This window comes from Acinetobacter sp. YH01009 (assembly GCF_013420765.1).
In the GTDB taxonomy this organism is placed as follows: domain Bacteria; phylum Pseudomonadota; class Gammaproteobacteria; order Pseudomonadales; family Moraxellaceae; genus Acinetobacter; species Acinetobacter amyesii.
The window spans coordinates 103,461-128,980 of sequence record NZ_VOYE01000001.1 but is presented as its reverse complement, the minus strand read 5'-3'; the positions used below and the strand labels follow the sequence as shown (position 1 = coordinate 128,980).

Genomic DNA, 25,520 nt, shown 5'->3' with positions numbered 1-25,520 from the left:
GATGCTTAAGCCAAACGGATTTTGGCTTAAGCTCATTATAGGGAGTTCCTATGAATTATAGCTGGAATTGGGGTGTGCTGTTCCAATCTACAGGTGTAGGTGATTCGACCTACCTGAATTGGATTTTAATTGGGATCGGCTGGCTGTTTGTCATCGCTTTGGTGGCATGGAGCATTGCGATGGTGCTTGGCAGCATCTTGGGTATTATGCGTACCCTACCGAGTCCTGTAGCACGAGGTATTGGTACGGCCTACGTGACTATTTTCCGAAATGTACCCTTATTGATTCAACTGTTTATATGGTTCTATGTTGTACCCAACTTCCTCCCCGATGCGATTAAAAGCTGGTGGATGAATGACCTTGGGGCAAATACGACCGCCTTAATTTCTGCAAGTGTCGGCTTGGGTCTTTTTACAGCTGCACGAGTCTGTGAGCAAGTCAGGACAGGTATTGAAGCGCTTCCTTTGGGGCAAACCAATGCAGGTTATGCCATGGGATTTAGTACGGCTCAACTATACCGCTATGTGATCTTACCGCAGTCATTCCGCACGATTTTGCCACCTCTCAGCTCTGAGTTGACCAACTGTGTCAAAAACACCTCAGTCGCGTCTTTGGTCGGTGTTGCAGAAATCATTTCGCAGATGAAAACCATCAGTGAATACACGCAAAACACCATCGAAATTTATACCTACGTCACCATTATTTTCATCGTGATCAACATCTGTTTAATTGGTTTCATGAATTTTCTGGAAAAACGCCTACGCGTTCCTGGCTTAATTGCAGGAGATAAATAATGGAATGGCTCAGTTCTTTTATTCAAGACCTCCAAGCGTCTGGCCCTGCACTATGGCATGGTTTCAGCATCACGCTAAAAGTGGTGATCACGGCAACCATTGGTGGTGTCTTTATTGGGACTTTATTGGCGTTGATGCGCCTGTCCTCGATTAAAGTATTTAATATTTTTGCTAAAGGCTATGTGAACCTTTTTCGTTCTATTCCTTTGCTCTTGGTGCTGATGTGGTTCTACTTTGCCGTACCCTTTATCTACACAGGGATTACAGGTAACTATCTGACGATTGATACTGCCCTCGTGTCGAGTATTGTGGCCTTCATGCTATTTGAAGCGGCTTACTTTTCAGAGATTGTCCGTGCCGGGATTCAGTCAATTCCTAAAGGTCAAACTTCTGCAGCTTATGCTCTCGGTATGAGCTATAGCCAAGCGATGCGCTTAATTATTTTGCCGCAATCTTTTCGCAAAATGACGCCACTGCTTTTACAGCAAACCATCATTCTGTTCCAAGATTCAACCATGGTATATGCCATCGGACTGTTAGACTTTTTCCGCACCAACTATGTTCGAGGCGACCTCATGTCATTGTTAACTCAATACATTCTGTTTGCCGGTCTGGTGTATTTCACTATTAGTATGATCGCTACCTATGCAGTTAAAAAATTACAACGGAGGTTAAGTGTATGACCGATCAAAAAACGATGATTGACCTCCAAAATGTCAGTAAATGGTATAAAGATTTTCAAGTGCTTACCGATTGCACGACTCAAATTAAACAAGGTGAAGTGGTTGTCGTGTGTGGACCTTCAGGTTCAGGCAAATCAACGCTCATTAAAACCGTCAATGGACTTGAGCCTTTTCAAGCCGGTACGATTTTAGTCGACGGTATTTCCATTAATGACCCAAAAACCGATTTAAATAAATTGCGTAGTCGTGTCGGTATGGTGTTCCAGCACTTTGAACTGTTTCCACATTTATCCATTACCGAAAACCTGACCATTGCGCAGGTTAAAGTCTTGGGTCGATCAGAAGCCGAAGCCAAGAAAAAAGGCTTGGCTTATTTAGATCGTGTGGGTTTGAGTGCGCATGCCGCTAAATTTCCTGCACAGTTATCAGGTGGACAGCAACAACGTGTTGCCATTGCACGTGCGCTCAGTATGGACCCGATTGCCATGCTGTTTGATGAACCAACTTCGGCACTTGATCCAGAGATGATTAACGAAGTGCTTGATGTAATGGTGGGTCTTGCCAAAGAAGGTATGACCATGATGTGTGTAACCCATGAGATGGGCTTTGCTCGTCAGGTTGCAGACCGAGTGATCTTTATGGATCAAGGAAAAATTGTAGAAGACTGCAGCAAAGATGATTTCTTTAATGCTCCTCGTGGTGAACGAGCGCAGCAGTTCTTAAATAAAATTCTGCATTAACATCAAAACGTTTATTTAACTGATGTTACGAAGTAACATCAGAAGCGTAATTTGATTCAAATAAAAGTACGATACGCGGTAACGTCATCCGCAAGTGTTTGAGATAGAACTTCTTCTAATCAAAAATGTTTTTGCGATACTTTAGATAATTAGACGCTTGTGAACGAGTTTTGTCGGTGAGGTGATTGCACCGCAAGATGGTTTCCTTGCGAAGCACGCTTCTCATTTTGCCTAATGAGAAGCGTGCTTCGTAAGAGTACCTCCAGCCGAAGGCTAATCACTTTATTCATTCCCTTGATGTAAGACTCCGTCGAATTGGCTTAAAAATCATTTTAAAAATGCAAAATTACTTTTGCATGCGTAACATCAGTTATTTAATTTCCGAAAATAAAAAGCTCATCCATCGATGAGCTTTTTTTCATGGCAGATTACCAATAATTTTCTACAGCAATATTGCCTTCACCACGACGGTTCATAGTCAAACCACGCGCCTTTAATGCCGCCTTGGTGTCATCAACCATTTGTGGATTACCACACAACATGACATGCGTCGTTTCCACATTAAACGCTAAGCCTGCCGCCTGTTCTAACTCGCCATTTTCAATTAAAACTGGTAAACGGTCATGCAGCGGTGCATTTGGATCACGTGTCACAATAGGTATAAATTTGAAGCCCGTATGCCCTTCGCCAAAGGTCTCGGAGATTTCTTGAATACGCTCGACATAAGCCAGTTCTGATGCTGTACGCACACTGTAGACTAGATTAATTTTTTCGTATTTAGACCACGTTTCAAAGTCTTGTAGCATTGATAAAAATGGTGCAAGACCCGTTCCTGTCCCCAACAGCCATAAGTCCTTTGGCAATGGCAACTGATAACGCGCCAAGGTGAGGAAGCCATAAGGGACTTTTTCTAAATACAGCTCATCGCCCACTTGTAGATGCTGCAAATTTGAAGTAAACGCACCATCTGGAACGACGATAGAGAAAAATTCTAAAGTTTCATCAAAAGGTGACGACACCACAGAATAGGCACGAACCACCAATTCATCGCCCACTTTCAAACCAATTCGTGCGAACTGACCAGCGGTGAATTTAAAATGTGCAGGGCGTGTCATGGTAAAACTGAACAAAGTATTGGTCCAACGGTGTACAGATAAAACCTTTTCTAAGCTAAATTTTTCAATTGACATGATTTGAACGTGGCGTGACAGACTGTGCTCATGTTAGCATGACAGCATAATTTATTAATATTTTTTAAATGTTAAGGCCTGATTCATGCGCATGACTTTACGCCAGTTGGCTGTTTTTGTAGCAGTCGCTCAAGAAGGTACCGTTACCAAAGCCAGTGATGCTGTCAAACTTACTCAAAGTGCAGCAAGTATGGCATTGGCAGACCTCGAAGATGGTCTCGGTGCTCCACTGTTTGACCGACTTGGTAAACGCTTGCAATTGAATGACTTGGGTCGTTTTTTATTGCCACAAGCTTTGGAGATTTTAGGGCGCTGCGAAGCTTTTGAACAAGCAGCCAAAGGCGAACTACAAAGTATTGATCTGCGTTTAGGTGCGACCCTAACCATCAGTGACTACTTGATGCCAGACCTCATGGCAGATTTCTTACAAATTCAGCCTCAAGCACATTTACAACTTCAAGTCGGCAATACCCGCCAAATGATTGAAGCGGTAAACCAATTTCAGTTGGATTTGGCCTTAATTGAAGGTTCATGCCATCTGCCACAGTTGCAATGTATTCACTGGCGTGACGATGAACTTGCCGTGTGCTGTTCACCAGAGCACCCTTTAGCGAAGTTGGATCGTGCACTCACTGCAGCTGACTTTGATAACGTGGAATGGATCTTACGTGAAGAAGGTTCAGGCACACGTGAAGTATTTGACAACGCAATTTTAAAAGACCTGCCAGATGCCAATATACGTTTAACCTTGGGTCATAACGAAGCCATTCTAAAAATCGTGGCAGGTGGTCTTGGTATGTCATGTATTTCTAAACTTGCGATTGAGCCTTTACGTGAAAAAGGTCAATTGGTGGTTTTAGATACGCCGTTCTGGCAACTAGCCCGTCCATTATTCATGTTGGTACATCGTCAGAAATACCAAGGACCGGGTCTCAAAGCCTTTATGCAATTTTGTGAAAAATAAAAAAAGCGCCTTAAGGCGCTTTTTTATCTATTTTTAAATTGGCGTTCACATGGTTCGCCATCATTATTGCCGTCCATTTTCGTATTTGGACAATTATTATTAAAGAACACTGCTTCTTCGTATGAACGCATCTGACTACAATGCGTACGCCCATCACAACTAAACTGTGCTTTCTCTACTGCCCTTGGCGTATCACTTGAAGAAGGTGCCTGCGCAGTGTATTGAACAACAGACTGAGCTTGCGTTGAAGCTGTGCCGTATAGATTTTTTTCACCTTGCTCAGTCAGCACCCGATCGGGTAAATCCCCCTGAGCTTTACGTTGTTCTTTTACAATGTTTTCATTTTCTTGCATGAGCTGTTGTAAATGTAGCTGCTTCTGTTCTTGGTACTGCTGATATTTCCCATAAACAGCCACAGCTAATACTAGAATTACAATGAGTCCAATCATGCTGAAGATTTTACTGCCCCAAACTGTGACTTTGGCTGTATCGTGAGGAGTAGCTTGATCGTTCACTCGATCTGTCATTGATTCAAATGGCGGATTTATCTGTTCATGAGTGGACTGCTTTTTTTTCAAATCTAAACGGATGATATTTACCGCTTTAAATTTACCTTGATCTGCTTCAATCCTGTATTTGAGATTTTCTCCAACACGTGGTTCGATGTGTCGGCTAGGAAAATCACGAATATGAAAAAATAAATCCTGTGCTTGATCTTGTTGTATAAATCCAAAGCCGCGCTCAACGTTATAGCTTTTGATTTTCCCCTCTTTAAACATAAAAATTGTCTCTCATCTTTTCTTTTAATACTCTTATCATAATAAAAAAGAGGCCAGATAGACCTCTTTTTATTTCAAAGATTTCCATGAAATCTTACAATCACATTATTTACGCAAATTCGAAAGCAAAGCTGAAGTAATTGACTGGTTATTTGCCACTACTTTAGATTTTTTAGCTTTTGCAGATTTGTCTTCTTCACGCTCAATGTTTATGGCTTTATAACGATCACCATTTTTCACCACATTAAATTTCACACGATCATTACGTTTTGGCTCGACACCATCTGCGGGAAAGTCAGAGATATGGAAAAATACATCACCTTCTTCACATGAAAGAAAGCCAAAGCCCTTTTCAGGATTGTACTGCTTCACTTTACCTTTATATTGTTCGGACTTCATAAAGTACCCTATTCCATTTATTCCAATGTCTTTAGTATATAAAAAAGAGGCTATAAAAGCCCCTTTTCTGTTCATGATGCAAAAATTATTCTTTTTGAACTGAACCGAAAATTTTATCGCCTGCATCGCCAAGACCAGGAACGATATAACCGTTTTCATTTAAACCTTGGTCTACAGATGCTGTATAAATGGTCACATCTGGGTGAGCTTCATTCACACGTTTAATGCCTTCTGGAGCTGCTACAAGCACCATGACACGAATATCTTTACAACCACTGGCTTTTAGAACGTCAATAGCAGCGACGAGCGATGAACCTGTTGCAAGCATTGGGTCAATAATCATGGCTAAACGGTTTTGTACGTCTGGTACTAATTTTTTGTAGTAAGTACGCGCTTCTAAAGTTTCTTCGTCACGCTCTAAACCCAATACAGATACTTTTGCACTTGGAATCAGGTTTAAGAAACCATCCAACATACCAATACCTGCACGTAAAATCGGTACGACTGTTATTTTTTTACCGGCAATACGATCTACAGTTACTTTACCATTCCAACCATCAATTTCATGATCGACCATTGGTAAATCTTTCGTTGCTTCATAAGTCAGAAGCATAGTCACTTCTTGAGCAAGCTCACGGAAGTTTTTAGTACTAATATCTGCACGACGAAGTAAGCCGAGTTTATGTCGAATAAGCGGATGACGGATTTCATGGATAGCCACGGGAGAACACCTAAAAGGTTAAGATAAAATTTCAACCATTATAAAGCTATTTAACAAATGATAAAAATAAAAAAGCCCCCTTTACAGGAGGCTTTTTTGTAATAAGCAAATTAATTGCTTAATTCATTAGTTAAAACCACTTTGAATTAAGCTAAAAATGAACTGTTGTAATTCAGGTGAGATCGCAAAGTATGCCACTTGAGAAACTGCAATGATTGGATCTGGATATACACCGATCAACAACACAAGTGCAGCTGCGCCAAGCACCATAATACCACCCACTTTTTGACCCCAATGATCGACAGCGTCGATACGTGGGTTTTCCGGTGGAGTCATGTACATCACAACCATCACACGTAGGTAGTAGTACAAACCGATACCTGAACCAAGGATCACCATTGCAGCTAAGAACCATGAACCACCAGCAACTGCTGTTTTGATCACAAGGAACTTACCAATAAAGCCCGCTGTTAATGGGATACCTGCAAGAGATAACATCATGACAGTGAGTGTTGCAGTCAACACTGGACGACGCCAGAACAAACCACGGTACTCAGCAAGACTACCTGCTTCGTCTTTGTTGTTGTAAGGGCTAGACATCAGTGTCACAACACCGAACGCACCAATCGTTGTTAATACATAAGTAATCACATAAACGTTGACGCTGCTGAATGTTGCAAAGCCTTGTACTTGAACAAAGTCAGTATTACGTGCACTGACAATCGCAACAAGTAAGTAACCAAAGTGAGCGATTGAAGAGTATGCAAGGATACGTTTCAAGTTCACTTGACGTACTGCTAGTAAGTTACCCGCAAGGATAGACAATACTGCAATGATGGTCACGATCGTGATGAAGCTGTCAGAAAGGATTAAGCCAGAAGCCAAGAAATAACGAACGAATAGACCGATCATTGCCACTTTAGCCACAGTCGCTAAGAATGTCGCGATTGGCGCTGGCGCACCTGCATACACGTCTGGTGTCCATTTGTGGAATGGCGCAAGAGACAATTTAAATGCAACAGCAAATACAATCAGTGCAAGACCAAGGACTACACCCGGTTGGCTGAATGTTGTGAACATTTTGCCTGGTTCAGCAACGAATGCCATTGTACCTGTATACGCATATACATAAGCCATACCCATCAACAACATCGCAGAAGCGGTTGCTGAAAGCACCAAGTATTTCACACCCGCTTCAAGCGACTGTGAACGTTGGTGTGTATAAGCCAATAGGCCGTATACAGGAATCGACATTAACTCAAGGCTGATAAAGAATGACGCATAGTGAGAACTTGCAACCATTAACAATGCACCTGTTACAGAGCACAGCATCAAGATATAAAGTTCTTCACGGTTATCTTTATAGGTTTCGATATACGCATGTGACAATGTACAGCAAGCAAGTGCTGCAATCAAAATCACGAATTGGTACAACATCGTAAATGGATCTACGATGAACAAATTCATTACGTTTGCAGGTGCATACTGCCCTGCAACGAAAACAAAAATAATATAAAAGGCTGCAAGGTTCAGACCGATAACGGAAGTCGTTGCAACTAAATTGTGGTTACGCTTGATTGCAATTAGCAACATCACGACGATCGCAGTTAAAGCCACGATCATCACAGGAGCTAATGGCATAAGCTCAGAAAATGACATTGTGAAGTCCATGGCTTATTGCATCTCCACATTTTCAGGTTGTACAGCAATCTGCTGCACAACATCAACGACTTCTTGAACTGGAATATAGCTATTTGCAATCCACGCCATGCTTGAATTTGAAATATCAAGGAAAGTTTGTGGGAATAGACCAAGCCATACTAGACCAAGAGCACAGATTAAAAGAATCACAACTTCACGCGCATTTAAGTCTTTCAACGGATTTGCGTAATGCTGTTTTTGTTCTTCGTTTGGTGTACCAAACAACGCTTTGTGGATCAGGATTAAACCGTAAAGACCGGCAAATACTAAGCTTACTGCAGCAAGGATTGTGTACACAGGGAACTTGTCATAAGAACCCATCAAGATCAGGAATTCACCGATGAAGTTACCTAGACCCGGAATACCTACAAGTGCCGCAACAAAGAACATTAAGAAGAATGAAAGGTATTGGAACTGACCACGGATACCGCCCATCAAACGCATGTCACGTGTATGCAGACGTTCGTAAACCTGACCACACATAATGAACAATGCAGCAGAAGATAGACCGTGAGCCAGCATCATAATCATCAAGCCTTGGAATGTCAGGATGTTACCTGCATACAAAGCAAGAAGTACGAAGCCCATGTGCGAAATAGATGTGTACGCAAGCAGACGTTTCATGTCTGTTTGTTGGAATGCACACCATGCACCGTAGAAAATACCGATTAGACCAAGAATGATCGCGATGTCAGCAAACTGAGCAGATGCTACTGGGAAGAATGGAATAACGAAACGTAAAAGACCATAAGCCGCAGTTTTAATCAAGATACCTGCAAGGTCGACAGAACCCGCTGTAGGTGCTTGTGCATGTGCATCTGGTAACCAGCCGTGTAATGGGAAAACTGGAAGTTTTACCGCAAAACCAATGAACATACAGATCATGAATGCATACGCAAGTGCTGGAGCTTTCGCCTCAACAGTGTGTGCAACACTCATCAAGAAGTCATAGTTAAAGCTGATTTGACCGTGAAGTTGGAAGCCAACAACCACTAGACCCAAGATACCGATCAACATGATCAGACCCGCAACCTGAGTATAGATAAAGAATTTAGTTGCAGCGTAAACGCGTGACTTACCTTCTGCCCCTTTATGACCCCAAAGTGCGATCAAGAAGTAGATTGGTACTAGCATCATCTCCCAGAAGAAGAAGAATAGGAACATGTCAATCGCTAAGAATACACCGATCACACCACCTAAAGACCACAGTAGGTTTAAGTGGAAGAAACCAACGTTCTTTTGAATCTCACCCCATGAACAGCCGACAGCAAGTACACCCAGTAATGCAGTTAAACCCACCATAAGCAGTGAAAGACCATCCACCGCAAGGTGAATGTTAATCCCTAAAGTGGTAATCCACGGTAGGTTAAATTGAGCAGCCCACTGTGGAGCTTGTGTACCCAACTCGTAGTTATAAGTACCGCTTTGCCATAAAACGACGGTTAACACCAACGTTAATAGCATACCAATTAAGGCAATATAGCGTGGTAAGTGCTTGTCGAGTTTATCGACAAGCCAGCATACAAAACCTGCAATGAACGGAATAAGGATCAGAGCGGGTAGAATTAAATTGTTTGGAGTTTCCATTTTATTTCCCCACGACCTGAATCACGACCAGGATCAATAGTAATGCAAACGTACCGAATGCCATACTAGATGCGTATTCACGCAATGAACCTGTTTGACGTGAACTTGTAAAGCTATTACCGCCTTTAACAAGTGCAGGCAATACAAGCCATAAGCCGTCAATTGGATCACGACCAAAGATTTTAGCCAGTAGCAAATAAGGCTTAACGAAAACAATGTTGTACAAAGCATCGAAACCAAGTGCATTACGACAGATATTTGCAAGACCCGCGCCCAGTGAAGTTTTCGCGAACGATTTCACTGCACCATAAGCAAAGGCAAATAACACCACACCCACTGCAAGACCTGCAAGTGCAATACCAACAGCTGTGTATTCAGCGCTATGCATACCATGTTCTAGCGCTTCTGGAATATTAAACGCTGGGATTTGTGCAGCATTTAAAATATTCGTTACTGGTGCTTTTAATACATAAGCTAAACCAGTTGAAAGCACTGCAAGAATCGCCAATGGACCCCAGTAAGTAACACCTTTGATTTCATGGTAAGGCGTGTTTTCTTTACCAAAGAATACAACCCAAATAAGACGGAATGTATAAATTGAAGTTAAGAACGCACCTGCTACACCAGTCCAGTACAAGCAGTCATAAACTGCAATCGCTTGACCTTTCACCCATACCGCACCAAGAATCGCATCTTTCGAGAAGAAGCCGATCGTGATGAATGGAATCGCTGCCAATGCACCGCCACCAATCGCGAAACAAGCAAACAAGAATTTGTTTTTGTGGAATAGCCCCCCCATCTTGAAGATGTTTTGTTCGTGATGGTAAGCCAAAATCACAGCACCAGAAGACAAGAATAATAATGCCTTGAAGAATGCGTGAGTCAGCATGTGGAATAGACCGGCTTGGTAAGCTTCAGCACCTACAGCCATAAACATATAACCCAACTGACTCATAGTAGAGTAAGCAAGAATACGTTTGATGTCTGTTTGTACCAATGCAGCAAAGCCCGCAACCAACAATGTTACCGCACCTGTGATTGAGATGAACATCATCACTTCTGGCGCTTGTTCAAACACGCTGAACATACGGCTACATAGGTAAACACCTGCTGTTACCATTGTTGCTGCGTGGATCAATGCAGATACTGGTGTAGGACCAGCCATCGCATCTGCCAACCATGTTTGTAATGGGATCTGAGCAGATTTACCTGCAGCACCCAAGAACAACATCAATGCAGTCCAAATTGCAATCGAAGAACTCTGAGCCAAAACTGTTGGCGCAGCAGCCACAACTTCTGCAATGTTTAAAGTGCCGAATTGTTGGTAGATCAAGAACAATGCAATCAGTAAGAATACGTCACCCACACGTGTCACAGTGAATGCTTTAATTGCAGCAAAACCGTTTGCAGGTGTTTGGTAGTAGTAACCAATCAATAGGTATGAACATAGACCTACACCTTCCCAACCCAAGAATAACAACGCTAAGTTGTCACCCAACACTAAAAGCAGCATGCTTGCTACGAATAGGTTGAAGTATGAGAAGAAACGTGCAAAGTCTTCTTCGCCACGCATGTACCATGTTGCAAAGATGTGAATTAAGAAACCCACACCTGTAATCATGCCCATCATCAATAATGATAAGCCATCTAAATGAAGCGTGAAGCCCGGTGCTAAGTTACCTGCACTGAACCAAGTCCAAAGATGCTGAGTTGTTGCAACTGAACCATTATTAACAAAGTCAATACCCGCAATTAAAGCAAATAAAGCTGAAAGACCAACTGAACCTGCACCAATAATTGCAGCAACTGATTCAGGAAGATTTTTACGACCTGCCGCCAACAGGATAAAACCAATTAGCGGGAAAAGTACTGTTAAATATAAATAACTCATCCGCGCATCTCACTAGCAGCATCCACATCCAGATGATGGAAGCGATGATAGAACTGAAGGACGATCGCAAGACCGATACACGCCTCTGCTGCAGCAAGCGTTAAGATCAAGATAAACATCACTTGACCATCTGGCTGTGCCCATGCGCTTCCTGCCAAAACGAACGCTAAAGCAGCAGCGTTCATCATGATTTCAAGGCTCATTAAAATAAATAGTAGGTTGCGTCGAACCATCACACCGTAAAAACCCAGTGCAAAAAGAATGGTTGCAACGATCAAACCATGTTCTAAAGGGATGTTGCCCATTATTCTTTGTCCTCTTCTGCACCTGGCTCACGTTTGCCAAGATGGAATGCAGCGACAAGTGCGCCAAGCAATAACATCGCAGCAACTTCAACCAGCAATAAGTACTGAGTAAAGAGTGAAGTACCCACTTCTTTCGGACCGACAACTTGAGCACCCATGACAGTGCCTGCAGTTGTGTAGTCTGACTTCAACATCCAAACAAGGATTAGACCCATTAGAAAGCTCATCAACGCAGGATATGCCCACGCTGAAGAAGTCAGCCATTTGCTTTCTTGTTCAACTGTATTTTGACCAAGATTCAGCATCATCACGACGAATACGAATAGCACCATGATTGCGCCAGCGTAAACGATAATTTCGAGGGCACCGGCAAACGGCGCACCCACGATCATGAAGATACCTGCAACTGCAAGTAAAGAGATAATCAAGCTTAATAAAGCGTGTACTGGGTTCGTGTTAGTTACAACACGAACGGTAGAGACGATGGCCACAAGCGCCATCAAATAAAATGGCCACATCATGGTAATAGACTCCGTACATCAACTGGTGTGCTTTCGCGTTGAGCCTGACCTTTATCTTTACCAGCAACAGCCATGCCTGTTACGCGGTAGAAGTTATAGTCTGGGTATTTACCAGGACCTGAGATAAGAAGGTTTTCTTTCTCATAAACTAAGTCCTGACGAACATACTCACCTAACTCAAAGTCAGGTGTCATTTGAATCGCAGTTGTAGGACATGCTTCTTCACACATACCGCAGAAAATACAACGTGAGAAGTTGATACGGAAAAATTCCGGATACCAACGACCATCTTCTTTTTCAGCTTTTTGTAGTGAAATACAGCCGACTGGACATGCAACCGCACAAAGGTTACATGCAACGCAGCGCTCTTCACCATCAGGGTCACGCGTTAACACGATACGACCACGGAAACGTGGTGGTACGATGTCTTCCGCTTTAACCTCTGGATATAAAATGGTGTCACGTTTACGTGTCGCGTGTGAGAATACCATCCACAACGAACGTACAATTGACCCAAATCCAGCTAGAAATTTAAACATTTTATTCTCCCTGCTGTCTTAGGCCTGATTCATCAGAATCACAGCACCAGTTACCAGAAGGTTAACCAACGCCAATGGCAAGCAAATTTTCCAACCAAAGTTCATGACTTGGTCATAACGTGGACGCATTAAAGAACCACGAGCCAAGACAAACATCATGACAAAGAATGCTGTTTTAATAATGAACCAGAACGCAGCTGGAATGAATGGAATATCTAGGTTGAAAGGCGCTAACCAACCACCGAAGAATAAAGTCACGATTAATGCAGAGATCAGTACTACGTTGACGTATTCCGCAACGAAGAACATACCCCATTTCATACCGCCGTATTCAACATGGTAACCTTCCGCCAATTCTTGTTCTGCTTCTGGTTGGTCAAATGGATGACGGTGAGTTACCGCAACACCCGCAACCACGAAGATCAAGAAACCTAAGAACTGAGGAATAACAAACCAAACATCACGTTGAGCTTCAACAATTTCACGCATGTTGAATGAGCCTGCAATCGCAACCACACCCATTAGTGAAATACCCAAGAACACTTCATAAGAAATGGTTTGAGCAGCAGAACGTAAACCACCAAGTAATGCGTATTTGTTATTTGATGACCAACCACCGAACAATACTGCGTATACCGCAATACCAGCCATTGCCATAAAGAACAATAGACCGATGCTCATGTCTGAAACACCTAAATAAGGTGAAACAGGAATAACCATGAACGATAGCACCGCAGTTGCCATCGCCACTGCTGGAGCCATACGGAAAGTCAATTTGTCAGCAAATTTTGGTGTCCAGTCTTCTTTGAACATGATTTTCAGCATGTCGGCAACAATCTGGAACATACCGCCCGGACCTACACGGTTCGGACCGTAACGGTCTTGCCACAAGCCGAGTAAACGACGTTCAATAAAAGACATCAACGCAGCGATCAATACCACAACCAGTAAGATCACAATTGCTTGAAGAACTGAATAGGCGATTGGCCAGTTTTCAGCCCACAGCGGCGTTTGACGGATTAATTCTTGTTCCATGAATTACACTCCTACCGCGACTGAAACAGGTTCTGCAAGCGATACTGTAGGTGCAAGACCCACTGGGTAACCGATATAACCTGTAGGTAAGTATTCAATCACTTGAACTGGAAGGATGATTTCTGCATCCCCTGCTTTCACAGCGATACGTTGACCATCTTGAACATTTAAGCGTGCTGCATCTTGCTCACCCACAGCAAACATTGCTTCAGGAATACGTGATTCCATCGCAGGTGTTTTCACTGTAAATTCACCAGAAGCGAAGATGTGATGCATCGGTACAAGACGGAAGCTTTCACCATTAACCGCAACAGGTGCAGGTGCAACGAAAGTACGTGCTGGACGTTTCGCTAAACGATCGAATAAACGAACGCCTGCATCACCACCTTTTAAGTGACCACCCACGTTGTCTTGGAATTTGTTCCAAGCTTGTGGAGAGTTCCAACCTGCAGACCAAGCAAATGGTACAAGTGAAGCTGGAGTTTGGTTACCTACATAACCTTCCATAGAGAACGTCAACGCAGAGTCTTTATCGACTGGTTGTTTTGGTTCATGAATAGAAAGTGGTGCGCGCATCGCTGTACGACCTGAGTAACGACGTGGTTCACGTGCCACTTTCAGACCATGTACACGGAAGCCAGCATCTGGTGCGACATCTTGAATCGCTTCAAGTGCAGGAACGTTTTTCGCTACTGACTCGATCACGTCATCAAGAAGTGTCCAAGAAATGGCTTTGCCTTTCACGCCAGTTTCAATGGCATGTAACCAGCGCCAAGATTCTTTGATCGCAAGTTCAGGTTTATAGTAGCTTGGGTCATACACTTGGTAGAAACGTTGTGCACGGCCTTCTTGAGAGACAACAGTACCGTCACCTTCAGCAAATGAAGCAGCAGAAAGTACGATGTTGGCTTTCTTCACAGTTTCAGTTTCAGAATGATCAAGTACAATCACTTCTTTACCAGAAAGTGCAGCATTCACCTGAGCGGCTGGTAAACGACGATAAAGGTCATTTTCCACCACGATCACGGTATCGTAATCTTGTGCAAATGCTTGTTCTAAGCTTTGACCACCAAAGATCGCTAAGCCCATTGAGTTCACTTCAGGAACAGTCAATGTTAAGCCCGCATTACCAAGGTTCTGTGCAACTTGTGCAGCAGCTTCCATGATTGATGCGTCTTGCAAGCTTGTACCAGAGATGATTAATGGTTTTTTCGCAGCTTTTAAAGTGTCAGCAATGGTTTGTGCAAATGCTTTTGCATCGTCATCCAAACCTAAGATCACTTCACCTTTGACAGCAGCTGCGACCGCAAAACCTAAACGTGCAATGTCGTTAGGTGATGCAACAACTTCACCTGTTGCAACATCAGCTAAACGTGTTTGAGTTGCAGCAAGGATGTAAATCGGAGATTTCGCATCTTGAGCAATACGTTGTACAGGCTCAGCCAACCACTCTTGCGTACGGCGCTCTGCAGCCATTTCTTTGGCTTTATTTTTCGCAGCTTGGCGAACAGATAGAGCCATACGTGGTGCAGTTTGAGTTAAGTCTTCACCCAAAATCAACACAGCATCGTAGCTTTCGATTTCACGCATACCTGGGTTATAAACACCTTCGGTTTGCATGATAGAAGCTGCAAGCTCAACAAGTTTTTGCTCTTTTTGAGACATACCTGTTGAGAAGTTGTCTTGACCTACAAGTTCGCGAAGCGCGAAGTTTGATTCAAGTGACGCACGTGGTGAACCGATACCCAATACTTTTTTGCCTTGGATATTTTCAATTACGGTATCCAATGCTTGGTCTACAGAAACTGTAGTCACATTTGCACCAGAGCGGAATTGTGGTTGACGTGGACGATCTTCACGGTTCACATAACCTGTACCGAAACGACCTTTATCGCAAAGGAAGTATTGGTTCACGTCACCGTTAAAGCGGTTTTCTACACGACGTAGTTCGCCATAACGTTCACCCGGAGAGATGTTACAACCTGAAGAACAGCCTTGGCATACGCTTGGCGCATACTGCATGTCCCATTTACGGTTATAGCGTTCAGAGTGAGTTTTATCTGTGAATACACCTGTTGGGCAAACTTCAGTCAAGTTACCAGAGAATTCAGATTCTAAAGTACCTGATTCTGGACGACCAAAGTAAACACGCGAAGCGTTTGCATACACACCAAAGTCCGTACCACCTGCATAATCTTTGTAGTAACGCACACAACGGTAGCACGCGATACAACGGTTCATTTCATGAGAAATGAAAGAGCCTAGCTCTTGGTTGTAATGCGTACGTTTTGTGAAGCGGTAACGACGACGGTCATGCTGAGTCATTACAGTCATATCTTGTAAATGACAATGACCACCCTCTTCACAGACTGGGCAGTCGTGTGGGTGGTTGGTCATCAAGAATTCAACAACAGAAGCACGGAAATTTTTTGCTTCGTCATCTTCAATCGAGATGTAGGTATTGTCAGATGCAGGCGTCATACATGACATAACTAAACGACCGCGAGTATCTTCAGGATTCGCGTATTGAGTCACAGCACATTGACGGCAAGAACCGACAGAACCTAAGGATGGATGCCAACAAAAGTATGGGATGTCGATGCCAAGGCTAAGACATGCTTGTAGCAAGTTCTCTGAGCCGTTGACTTCATACGATTTTCCATCGACATGAATTGTAGCCATAGTCGAATTCCTTAAGCTTGTTCTACGTTGCTAGTTTGAGCTGCCGCATTTACGACTTTAGCTTCAAACTCGCCACGGAAATGTTTGAGTGCGCCCATTAACGGTTCCATCGCACCTGGAGCATGCGCACAGAAAGTTTTACCAATCCAAAGCTTACGAGTAAGTTCTTGTAAGTGATCGATATCTTCTTTCTTACCTGTGCCATCTTCCAAGGCTTTAAGCGCTTTAACCGCCCAAGGTAAGCCATCACGGCATGGTGTACACCAACCGCAAGATTCACGCGCAAAGAATTCTTCTAAGTTACGTGTCGCAGAAACCATACACTGAGTTTCATCAACCACCATGAGCAAACACGTACCTAAACGTGAACCTGCTTTCATGATGCTTTCAGCATCCATAGGAAGGTCAATGTGTTCAGCAGCAAGGAAGTCTGTAGAAGCACCACCCGGTAACCATGCTTTGAGTTTTAAACCATCACGCATACCACCAGCATGATCGTCAATCACTTCACGCGCAGTTGTACCAAATGGAAGTTCCCAAAGACCTGGGAAAGTCACCTTACCTGATGCACCGTAGATTTTAGTACCTGGATCTTTCGACTTACCTTCTGATAAACCGATATACCATTCAGGGCCACGAAGCATAATTGCGGGTAAGTTGTTGTAAGTCTCTACGTTGTTAACAATCGTAGGACGCCCCCAAGCACCTGCAACTTGTGGGAATGGCGGTTTAGTACGAGGGTTCGCACGGCGACCTTCAAGCGAGTTAATCAATGCAGTTTCTTCACCACAGATATAACGACCCGCACCGGTATGCACGTGTAACTCAAAGTTCCAACCTGTACCTAGGATGTTTTCACCCAAGTAGCCTTTGGCACGAATTTGGTCCAATGCTTCATTTAAGTATTGAGCCGCTTCAATGTATTCACCACGGATGAAGATATAACCTTGTGTTGCTTCTAATGTATAAGCAGCAATCAACATACCTTCAATCAACTGATGAGGAAGTTTTTCCATCAACAGACGGTCTTTAAAGGTACCTGGTTCCATTTCATCGGCATTACAGATGAGGTAACGAGGACCTGAGTTATCATTTGGTGCCATAAGCGACCATTTGATCCCTGCTGGGAAGCCCGCACCACCACGACCTTTTACAGTCGCAGCTTTGATCACTTCAAGCACTTCTTTCGGTTGCATGCCAACAGCTTTCTTAAAGCCGGCATAACCTTCAAGTGCTTCGTAATCATCTGCACTGCGAACGTGTTCCTGTTTGCTCAAACGCCAAGTTAATGGGTGAGTTTCTGGGTTACCGTCGCCATAAATTGGTTTTGGTTCAGTATTCATACATACTTCTCCAATAACTGTTTAATTGAAGTCACTTCAACTAAACCGTGAGTGTCTTCGTCAATCATTAACGTCGGACCTTTGTCACAGTTACCTAGGCAGCAAATTGGCAATAAAGTAAAGCGACCATCTGCAGTCGTTTGACCAAATGAAATGCCTAATTCACGCTGGAATGCTTCAGCAAGTGTTTCCGCACCCATCAAGAAACAAGCAATCGAGTCACATAATAAAATTACGTGGCGACCAACTGGTTGACGGTAAATACGGTTATAGAAAGTAGCAACACCTTCTAAGTCTGCAAGGCTCATGCTAAGCAATTGAGCAATAGCATTCATCTGTGCATCATCTACCCAGCCATTACGGCGTTGTACACACTTCAGCGCATCAAGACATGCTGCGCGTGGGTACGGATAGTGACCAATGTGATGTTCGATATCGTGGATTTCTTCCGCAGTTAAAATCCCTTCAACGTTCACACGTGGTTTTTTGTCAGTCAAAATCATCATAATGCGATTACCCCTTAGCGATCCACGTCAGCCATTACGACGTCAATTGTCGCTAAATAAATGATTAAGTCAGACATTAAGCTGCCGTTAATCACAGAAGGCATTTGCTGTAAGTGCGTGAAGGTTGGTGTACGGATACGTGTACGGTAACTCATCGTTGACTTGTCTGAAGTCAAGTAGTAGTTCGACGCACCTTTTACCACTTCCGCCATTACAGAGCTTTCGCCTGCTGGCATTACAGGACCCCATGACACGCTCAAGAAGTGCGTAATCAATGTTTCGATGTCTTGTAAAGTTTTATCTTTTGGTGGTGGAACAGCCAATGGATGGTCTGCTTTGTATGCACCAGAAGGCATGTTGTCTAAACATTGTTTGATGATTTTCAGTGATTCTTCAATTTCACGGAAGTGAACAAGAACACGTGCATAAGCATCGCCTTCGTACTCTAAAGGCACATCGAAGTCGTAGTTTTCGTAGCCGCTATAAGGACGGTATTTACGAACGTCGAAATCAATACCTGTAGCACGTAGACCTGTACCTGTTACACCCCAAGCCAATGCTGATTTTGCATCATACTGAGCAACATTACGGGTACGACCGATAAACACTGAGTTTTTCAGTGCCGCAGTGTAGTACTCGTTCATACGCTTCGGCATCCAATCTAGGATTTCGCGAATGAGGTGCTGCCAGTTGTTTGGCAAGTCGTGCGCTGTACCACCGATACGGAACCATGCTGGGTGCATACGGTAACCCGTGATCGCTTCGATCGCGTCATAGATTTTTTGACGGTCAGCGAACATATAGAATACTGGGGTCATACCGCCGGCATCCTGAATCGCAGTACCAATGAACAATAAGTGGTTATTGATACGGAACAATTCAGACATCATGACACGGATACATTGTGCACGATCAGGAACCGTAATCCCTGCCATTTGCTCTACGCCAAGAACGTAAGGCATGTTTTGCGCACAACCACCTAAGTAGTCAACACGGTCTGTATACGGAATGAATGAGTGCCATGTTTGACGCTCAGCCATTTTTTCCACACCACGGTGGTGATAGCCAATGTCAGGTACACAGTCTTTCACTTCTTCACCGTCCAACTGCAAGATCACACGGAAGGCACCGTGCGCAGATGGATGGTTAGGACCCAAGTTTAGGAACATGAAGTCTTCATCATCGTTCCCACGCTTCATACCCCAATCTTCAGGTACGAAACGAAGATGTTCTTGTTCGTAATCCTGTTTCGCTTGGTTTTGGCGATAAGGCGTGTATTCAGTCGCACGCGCAGAATATTCTTTACGTAACGGGTGACCTTCCCAATATGTTGGCAACAAGATACGACGGAGCATTGGATGCCCTTCGAAGTTGATACCGAACATGTCGTAAGCTTCACGTTCGTACCAGTTGGCATTAGGCCAAATATTCGTTGCCGTTGGAATGTTTACATCATTCTCAGCTAATGCAACCTTGATACGAATATCACTGTTACGCTCTAACGATAACAAGTGATAGAACACAGTGAAGTCAGATGCAGGCAGACCATCGCGGTGTGTACGTAAACGCTCATCAACCGCAGACAAGTCAAACAGCATCACGTATGGACGTGACACCGTACGCAAGAACATTAAAACTTCTTGTACACGTGCGCGCTCAACCCAGACTGTTGGAAAGTCTTCAAAAGTCGTTTGCACGTAGAAGTTCTCACCAAATTTGGTTTTGAGCTCTTCTACAATTGCAAATGCAGGGCGGGAATCAACTGGAGTTGATTCTGGCATAGCAATGTCAGTTTCAGCCATTGGCTTGGCTTCCTATTTAATACAAATTCAGTCAATCAAAACGACAATTACACCCAGTCCGGGTGTATCAATATTTCGTCGCAGTGATTATTTAATTTCATCCATTGAGCGTAAGTTTTTCACTGCAATACGCTGTGCGTTCTTACGGTCACGTTCTGGCATCATCTTTGGCTTATACACTGGCTTAAGATCATCACCAATCACGGCCGATAAAGGACGGCGCTCAAGTTGAATCTGGTCTTGCAATAACATCAATGCCTGAATTAAAGCTTCAGGACGTGGTGGGCAACCCGGGATATACACATCGACAGGGATGATTTTATCCACACCTTGTACAACTGAATAAATGTCGTACATACCACCAGAGTTTGCACATGCGCCCATTGAGATTACCCATTTAGGCTCAAGCATTTGCTCGTACAAACGTTGAATTACAGGCGCCATTTTCATGAAGCATGTACCTGCAACAATCATCAAGTCAGCCTGACGTGGTGAAGCACGAATAACCTCGGCACCGAAACGTGACAAGTCATGCACGCCTGTTAAAGTCGTTGCATACTCTACGTAGCAGCAAGATGTACCAAAGTTGAACGGCCAAACTGAGTTTTTACGACCCCAGTTTACTGCTGTATGTGCAACATCCTCTAAACGAGTCATGAACACATTTTTATTCACTTCTTCTTCAAGCGGATCGGTAACGATTTGACGCTCTTGAAGTGGATATTGATCAGCATCCGGATTCGCACGGGTTAATGTATATTTCATCCCGTCTTACTCCTTGTCAGATGATGCAGTCGGTGACTTAGATTTCACACGACCAGATGATTGCGCTGGAATTTGACCTGTAGGGTCCATAACCAACTCTTCAATAGAGTTAAAGCGTGTGATTTCTGCGATGTCCATATTTGGTGAACCAATTTTCAACGCTTTACCTGCAGCTTTACGCTTATCAGAAGGCGCCCAATCTAATGCACCTACTTTTACCGCGTAAATTAAAGCAATCAATAAATCGACCACAAAAATAACCACGGTTGTAAAACCAAACCAGCCTGCTTCACGAACAGAAGTAGACCATGCATAAAGATAAAGTGCTTCGATATCAAACACGACGAAGAAAATTGCAACTAAATAGAATTTCGCAGACAAGCGAATACGTGCACCACCAGCACCTACTACACCTGACTCAAACTGCTCTTGCTTAGCACGACCCCATGATTTACCCCCAAGGAGTAAAGGGACGGTCAGCATAAAGACGCAAAGGAATGTAACGCCGATCACGAAGGCAATAATTGCCCAATCGTATGGAGTAATGGCACTCATGCGGGGATAACTCCTGGCAGGCCTATTTATTAACAAAGAATGTATGTATTGGCCTTCAAATACACCAAACACAAAATTAATCCCGCCAATTGTACCTGATTGAGGAGGCTTCTTGCTAGCTTATCGGTATTCGTCTTTAGGATGATTTTTTAATCATTTCAGCATTTAAATTGGGTTTACTCCCTTAAAATTAGGATTAATCGCTTAATTAGATTAGATTGCATTTTTTTATTAATTATTACATTTATGTGATTTTATCAGAAAATTATGACTGTTCAGTTTCATCAACAAACCCTTCATATCTCAGCATACACATTCAAATTGCCGTATTTTTATCAACTGCGTCATTTATTAAATAAATACTCCCCCACCTCAACTTTGTTGTTTCTTTATTCACTTCTTCTGATTTTGGTCTTTTCTTCAACTGAAAACTGAACCGTATTGAGTCTATGTAAAAAGACCTTTTTTTAGCTTCTTGTGGCTTTTTTGCAATTCTTTGACACGACCTATAAAGAGTGTGATATTTGTAGTTAAAACACAAAAAGCAATCACAACGGAGAGACAATAATGACTTTAGAATTTACGCATAAACCTGATTATTTTCTATCTGCGCAATTGGTGATTCACCATATTAAAAACTACTTAGATAAGCATCCTGATGCTCAAAATGCCATTTTTGATTTACGCGATATCTATGAGTTATTACGTCAAGATTTAGCTTCTGCAACCACCAACCTTAGCGGGATTATGAATATTGTAGATGAATATAAAATTGAGACCCTAAACGGCGACCAAAAACTCATTAGCAATTATTCTATCGATGCTAAAAACAACTCTTTACTCATCGATTTCAATGCAGATGCCCTTGCTGCTCTGAAAAATGGCAAACCCATTATTGAACCTGATGCAACGATTACCGAATAAGTAAAAACCTGATAAAAAAAGCCATTCAAATTGAATGGCTTTTTTTATGTATCATTCGCCAAATGCAGCTGAGGTAGATTTATTAGGCTGCTTAGCTTTCATTGGCACTCAGCTCTTTACCATCTAGCTTCGGTTTATTTTTCTTAAAACGTGTCGCAGGCCATGTCATGGTAAAACGCGCCCCGCCCAATGTTGGACTTTCATCAATCCCAACTGTTCCACCAAACCAGTAAGCAATACGGCTGACAATCGATAAACCTAAACCATAGCCCCCTGAAGCACGGGTACGACTATCATCTAAGCGTGCAAAGGCATCAAAAATACGCTTACGATCCTCTTCCGGAATACCAGGGCCATCATCTTCAACACAGATATAGGCCATGCCTTCATCATTCACACCACCACTGATCAGCACTTTATCATCACAATAACGCACTGCGTTGCCCACTAAGTTTTGTACAACGCGATGTAAATAGCGACGCTCGGTTTCCACAATCACCCCAATCGGTGGTGCTTGCAATTCCAAAGTTTTCCCAGTCTTTAAGGCTTCGGTTTCAATCAAGACCTGATCTAAAACTTCAAACAAGCTGACATCTTCAAACTCTAAAGATGGCATGCCTTGTTCGAGCTTGGCATAAGTCATGATTTCATCAATTAAGGTATTGAGGGCTTCGATATCTTTGTCGATTTGTTCAACTTGCTGCTGACGGTAGTCATAGTCATCTTCATCCGCCATCATTTCTACACCAAAGCGAATCCGCGCCACAGGTGTTCGCAGTTCATGCGATACCGCGCGCATCAACTCACGCTGTGCTTCAATTAAACGTTCAATATGATCTGACATTGAGTTATAGCTCGATGCCAAGGTACCAAATTCATCGGTACTTTCGACAGGCAGACGTACAGTTAAGTCCCCGCCCTTCATTTTATTTAACGCATAATTTACAGCACGTAACTTACGTTGCATCGGCACCAATAGACCATAAACACCCAAGCTCAAGACAAATAAGCTTAGTAGCGTAATACCGGCTGCCAACTGGAAAGGCATCCAATTAAATAATGGTACCGGCCCCATGACCAAGACTTCTGAAGTTGAACTTGGAATTGGCGATACAATCGAAATGGTCGTGCCGCGCTCCGTCGCACTGTCACGATACAAAATAATGCTGTGATCTAAGCGTAATCGGCCGATTTGCTCAGAATCTAAAGGTAAACTCTGAACATTTTGAATTGAAATTGGATATGAAAAATGATGCTGAATTTTTTCAAGATATTGTTTTTCTTGACCTGGGTAATAAACCAAATAATCCAGTATAAAGACAGGCAACGCCTTCATTTGGCGTTCTGAAATATTATCGGCTTTGATATACAGCAGATGCGCAGGGTCATCTTTTAAGCCAATAATAATATAGGCTGCCGTAGTTTGTGCGTCCCAACGCACCACAGCTTTGCGCTCTTCTATACGCTTGGTTTCCGCTCGGGTTAAATCAACCTGATTGGCTTTAACATAATAGATCGGCAACTCAAGTAGATCAGATGCATCTGACACCCAATCCGACTTTTGCTGTTCGTTTGGCTGACGTGCAATACCTTCACTAATAATGAAAGCCAAGCCGTCAGTAAGCGACTCACGATATTCTTGCGCGCGCTGGTAGTTGATGATCTGTACCAGCAAATAGCCAAATGTAGCGACTAAGAAGACTAATATCAGTAGTCCCGCGTAGACGCGCAAAAATATACTGTGTTTAAACACGTAAAAAGTGTCCTACTTTGCCAAACTGAGGGACGGCATTTTACATTAAATGCCGTTGGTTTCTTTTACGAATAAATAACCTTTACTACGTACGGTCTTAATACGTTTCGGGTTTTCAGGATCATCGCCAATTTTTGGACGAATACGTGAAATACGCACGTCGATTGAACGGTCTTGACCATCGTATTCAATACCACGAAGACGCTCAAAGATATCTTCACGAGAAAGAATGCGACCCGCATTAGATGCCAATAACCATAAAAGGTCATATTCCGCACTAGTAAAGTCAACCAACTCATTATTGAGCGTGACAGAACGACCACCATTATCAATCACAAGGTCATCAAATTCGATGCGCTGTGCAACTTCATCTTCTGGTGCTTTGTCTGTACGACGTAATAATGCACGAATACGCGCAAGTAGAACGCGAGGTTGAACAGGTTTTGCAACGTAGTCATCTGCACCCATCTCTAGACCCAAAACTTGGTCCATGTCTTCGGTACGTGCAGTCAACATTAAAATTGGTTGATGGTAATGCGGACGAACTTCACGACAAATGGTTAAACCATCTGCACCCGGAAGCATTACGTCAAGTAATACCATGTCTGGTTGTTCAGCGATAATACGGCGGATTGCACGGTTACCGTCTGGTTCTACCCCAACTTCAAGTCCGTTACGGATTAAGTATTCTTGAGTTAAACGAGCAAGACGCTCATCGTCTTCAACAATTAAAATTTTAGGTAACTTTTCTTCTTGGCTCATTGATTGCCCCTTATTTGATTGGGCGTATCCTATTTGAAATCCGATAGATACGCTTAAACATAGTTTGCAATATACACACGTTTACATTGTAAACAAGATGGCATTCACGAAACTGATACATCAATATCGTATTTTGTAATAAATTTTAACCTGCCATATTTCTGCAATTTTATTTACCGATCATTTCCATGACCTATTGCTCACAATAGCAACAATTATAAATTTGGATACATTTTCATCGGATAAAAACTGACTGGTTGATTCACAACTTTTTACGCTTTCTAAAGTTATCCACAATGTTATCTATAAGCACTCTTTTTCGACTTTGCTATGCTATGCCCTTGTCGGATAAGGCATATATAACAAAGATAAAAAATAGGGATTTTTTGAGATGGATTTCTGCCAGAAATGTTCAAAGTATTTAGTAAAATGTCAATATTGATATACCCTGAATTTTCCCGTATCTTGTGTTCAATAAATTTTTAAACCACTAGGTCTTGTGTTTAAACCTCAAACACTGTGGCATAAAAATTGCCCAGTTCAAACGGTCCTAACATAAAAATAGATGACAAATGGAGC

Annotated in this window: 24 protein-coding genes; 5 read left to right on the top strand and 19 right to left on the bottom strand. The window is 42.9% G+C overall.

The window, feature by feature from the left end; genetic code table 11:
• Positions 1-50 precede the first annotated feature (50 nt).
• Genes FTT76_RS00615 through FTT76_RS00605 form a run of 3 tightly spaced genes read left to right on the top strand, consistent with a single transcriptional unit; the run spans position 51 to position 2,217 of the window.
• A complete protein-coding gene (locus FTT76_RS00615) occupies positions 51-794 on the top strand; it encodes an amino acid ABC transporter permease (protein ID WP_180007506.1) in 744 nt (247 codons plus the stop codon).
• Positions 794-1,477 carry an ABC transporter permease subunit gene (locus FTT76_RS00610; protein WP_168378570.1) on the top strand — a complete coding sequence of 228 codons (684 nt, stop codon included), beginning with the start codon at positions 794-796 and terminating at the stop codon, positions 1,475-1,477. Before FTT76_RS00615 ends, FTT76_RS00610 begins: the two co-directional genes overlap by 1 nt.
• A complete protein-coding gene (locus FTT76_RS00605; protein WP_078191089.1) occupies positions 1,474-2,217 on the top strand; it encodes an amino acid ABC transporter ATP-binding protein in 744 nt (247 codons plus the stop codon). The genes FTT76_RS00610 and FTT76_RS00605 overlap by 4 nt, the downstream gene beginning before the upstream one ends.
• A 428-nt stretch (positions 2,218-2,645) precedes the next feature.
• Here FTT76_RS00605 and FTT76_RS00600 read toward each other — a convergent pair whose 3' ends face one another.
• On the bottom strand, positions 2,646-3,407 hold the full coding sequence (locus FTT76_RS00600; RefSeq protein ID WP_180009329.1) for a ferredoxin--NADP reductase: 762 nt from the start codon (positions 3,405-3,407) through the stop codon (positions 2,646-2,648).
• Between the two features lie 85 nt (positions 3,408-3,492).
• On the opposite strand from FTT76_RS00600, the gene gigC reads away from it, so the two are divergent.
• Entirely contained in the window at positions 3,493-4,371 is an 879-nt protein-coding gene (gene gigC, locus FTT76_RS00595) for a LysR family transcriptional regulator GigC (RefSeq protein ID WP_111884894.1), read from the top strand.
• Between the two features lie 23 nt (positions 4,372-4,394).
• On the opposite strand, the gene FTT76_RS00590 is transcribed toward gigC, so the two are convergent.
• The 16 genes from FTT76_RS00590 to ndhC all read right to left on the bottom strand — a co-directional run bounded on the left by FTT76_RS00590 (position 4,395) and on the right by ndhC (position 21,502).
• Positions 4,395-5,150 (bottom strand): cold shock domain-containing protein, encoded by a 756-nt coding sequence (locus tag FTT76_RS00590; protein WP_180009327.1) that lies wholly within the window; start codon positions 5,148-5,150, stop codon positions 4,395-4,397.
• A 105-nt stretch (positions 5,151-5,255) separates the two neighbouring features.
• Positions 5,256-5,549, bottom strand: a complete 294-nt coding sequence (locus FTT76_RS00585; protein ID WP_078192288.1) for a cold shock domain-containing protein — start codon at positions 5,547-5,549, stop codon at positions 5,256-5,258.
• A gap of 85 nt (positions 5,550-5,634) precedes the next feature.
• Positions 5,635-6,270 carry a uracil phosphoribosyltransferase gene (upp, locus tag FTT76_RS00580; RefSeq protein ID WP_180009325.1) on the bottom strand — a complete coding sequence of 212 codons (636 nt, stop codon included), beginning with the start codon at positions 6,268-6,270 and terminating at the stop codon, positions 5,635-5,637.
• Positions 6,271-6,396: 126 nt separating this feature from the next.
• A complete protein-coding gene (gene nuoN, locus FTT76_RS00575; protein ID WP_078192290.1) occupies positions 6,397-7,941 on the bottom strand; it encodes an NADH-quinone oxidoreductase subunit NuoN in 1,545 nt (514 codons plus the stop codon).
• Positions 7,942-7,944: 3 nt separating this feature from the next.
• The gene (nuoM, locus tag FTT76_RS00570; protein ID WP_078191096.1) at positions 7,945-9,558 is read right to left on the bottom strand and encodes an NADH-quinone oxidoreductase subunit M; all 1,614 of its coding nucleotides are present in this window, start codon (positions 9,556-9,558) and stop codon (positions 7,945-7,947) included.
• A gap of 1 nt (position 9,559) precedes the next feature.
• Positions 9,560-11,449, bottom strand: coding sequence for an NADH-quinone oxidoreductase subunit L (nuoL, locus tag FTT76_RS00565; RefSeq protein ID WP_078191097.1), 1,890 nt, complete (start codon positions 11,447-11,449; stop codon positions 9,560-9,562).
• Entirely contained in the window at positions 11,446-11,754 is a 309-nt protein-coding gene (gene nuoK / locus FTT76_RS00560; RefSeq protein ID WP_067665227.1) for an NADH-quinone oxidoreductase subunit NuoK, read from the bottom strand. Before nuoK ends, nuoL begins: the two co-directional genes overlap by 4 nt.
• Positions 11,754-12,272, bottom strand: a complete 519-nt coding sequence (gene nuoJ / locus FTT76_RS00555; RefSeq protein ID WP_171262661.1) for an NADH-quinone oxidoreductase subunit J — start codon at positions 12,270-12,272, stop codon at positions 11,754-11,756. Before nuoJ ends, nuoK begins: the two co-directional genes overlap by 1 nt.
• On the bottom strand, positions 12,272-12,814 hold the full coding sequence (nuoI, locus tag FTT76_RS00550) for an NADH-quinone oxidoreductase subunit NuoI (protein WP_078191099.1): 543 nt from the start codon (positions 12,812-12,814) through the stop codon (positions 12,272-12,274). The genes nuoJ and nuoI overlap by 1 nt, the downstream gene beginning before the upstream one ends.
• A gap of 18 nt (positions 12,815-12,832) precedes the next feature.
• Positions 12,833-13,849, bottom strand: a complete 1,017-nt coding sequence (gene nuoH / locus FTT76_RS00545) for an NADH-quinone oxidoreductase subunit NuoH (protein ID WP_078191100.1) — start codon at positions 13,847-13,849, stop codon at positions 12,833-12,835.
• Positions 13,850-13,852: 3 nt separating this feature from the next.
• Positions 13,853-16,531: an NADH-quinone oxidoreductase subunit NuoG gene (gene nuoG, locus FTT76_RS00540; protein ID WP_180009323.1), complete on the bottom strand. Its 2,679-nt coding sequence runs from the start codon at positions 16,529-16,531 to the stop codon at positions 13,853-13,855.
• An 11-nt stretch (positions 16,532-16,542) separates the two neighbouring features.
• Positions 16,543-17,874, bottom strand: coding sequence for an NADH-quinone oxidoreductase subunit NuoF (gene nuoF, locus FTT76_RS00535; protein ID WP_180009321.1), 1,332 nt, complete (start codon positions 17,872-17,874; stop codon positions 16,543-16,545).
• Positions 17,871-18,380, bottom strand: a complete 510-nt coding sequence (nuoE, locus tag FTT76_RS00530) for an NADH-quinone oxidoreductase subunit NuoE (protein WP_078191103.1) — start codon at positions 18,378-18,380, stop codon at positions 17,871-17,873. The genes nuoF and nuoE overlap by 4 nt, the downstream gene beginning before the upstream one ends.
• A 14-nt stretch (positions 18,381-18,394) precedes the next feature.
• Complete coding sequence (gene nuoC, locus FTT76_RS00525; protein ID WP_078191104.1) at positions 18,395-20,182, bottom strand: NADH-quinone oxidoreductase subunit C/D; 1,788 nt, start codon at positions 20,180-20,182, stop codon at positions 18,395-18,397.
• 87 nt (positions 20,183-20,269) lie between these two features.
• Positions 20,270-20,947: an NADH-quinone oxidoreductase subunit B family protein gene (locus FTT76_RS00520; protein ID WP_078191105.1), complete on the bottom strand. Its 678-nt coding sequence runs from the start codon at positions 20,945-20,947 to the stop codon at positions 20,270-20,272.
• A gap of 6 nt (positions 20,948-20,953) precedes the next feature.
• Positions 20,954-21,502, bottom strand: coding sequence for an NADH-quinone oxidoreductase subunit A (gene ndhC, locus FTT76_RS00515; protein ID WP_078191106.1), 549 nt, complete (start codon positions 21,500-21,502; stop codon positions 20,954-20,956).
• Positions 21,503-22,069: 567 nt separating this feature from the next.
• Between ndhC and FTT76_RS00510 the strand changes: the two genes are divergently transcribed.
• Positions 22,070-22,426 carry a hypothetical protein gene (locus FTT76_RS00510; RefSeq protein ID WP_180009319.1) on the top strand — a complete coding sequence of 119 codons (357 nt, stop codon included), beginning with the start codon at positions 22,070-22,072 and terminating at the stop codon, positions 22,424-22,426.
• Positions 22,427-22,517: 91 nt separating this feature from the next.
• Here the strand turns inward: FTT76_RS00510 and bfmS are convergent, their stop codons facing one another.
• Positions 22,518-24,179 (bottom strand): sensor histidine kinase BfmS, encoded by a 1,662-nt coding sequence (gene bfmS / locus FTT76_RS00505; RefSeq protein ID WP_180189957.1) that lies wholly within the window; start codon positions 24,177-24,179, stop codon positions 22,518-22,520.
• Positions 24,180-24,224: 45 nt separating this feature from the next.
• A complete protein-coding gene (bfmR, locus tag FTT76_RS00500; protein ID WP_067764711.1) occupies positions 24,225-24,941 on the bottom strand; it encodes a response regulator transcription factor BfmR in 717 nt (238 codons plus the stop codon).
• Between the last annotated feature and the right edge of the window lie 579 nt (positions 24,942-25,520).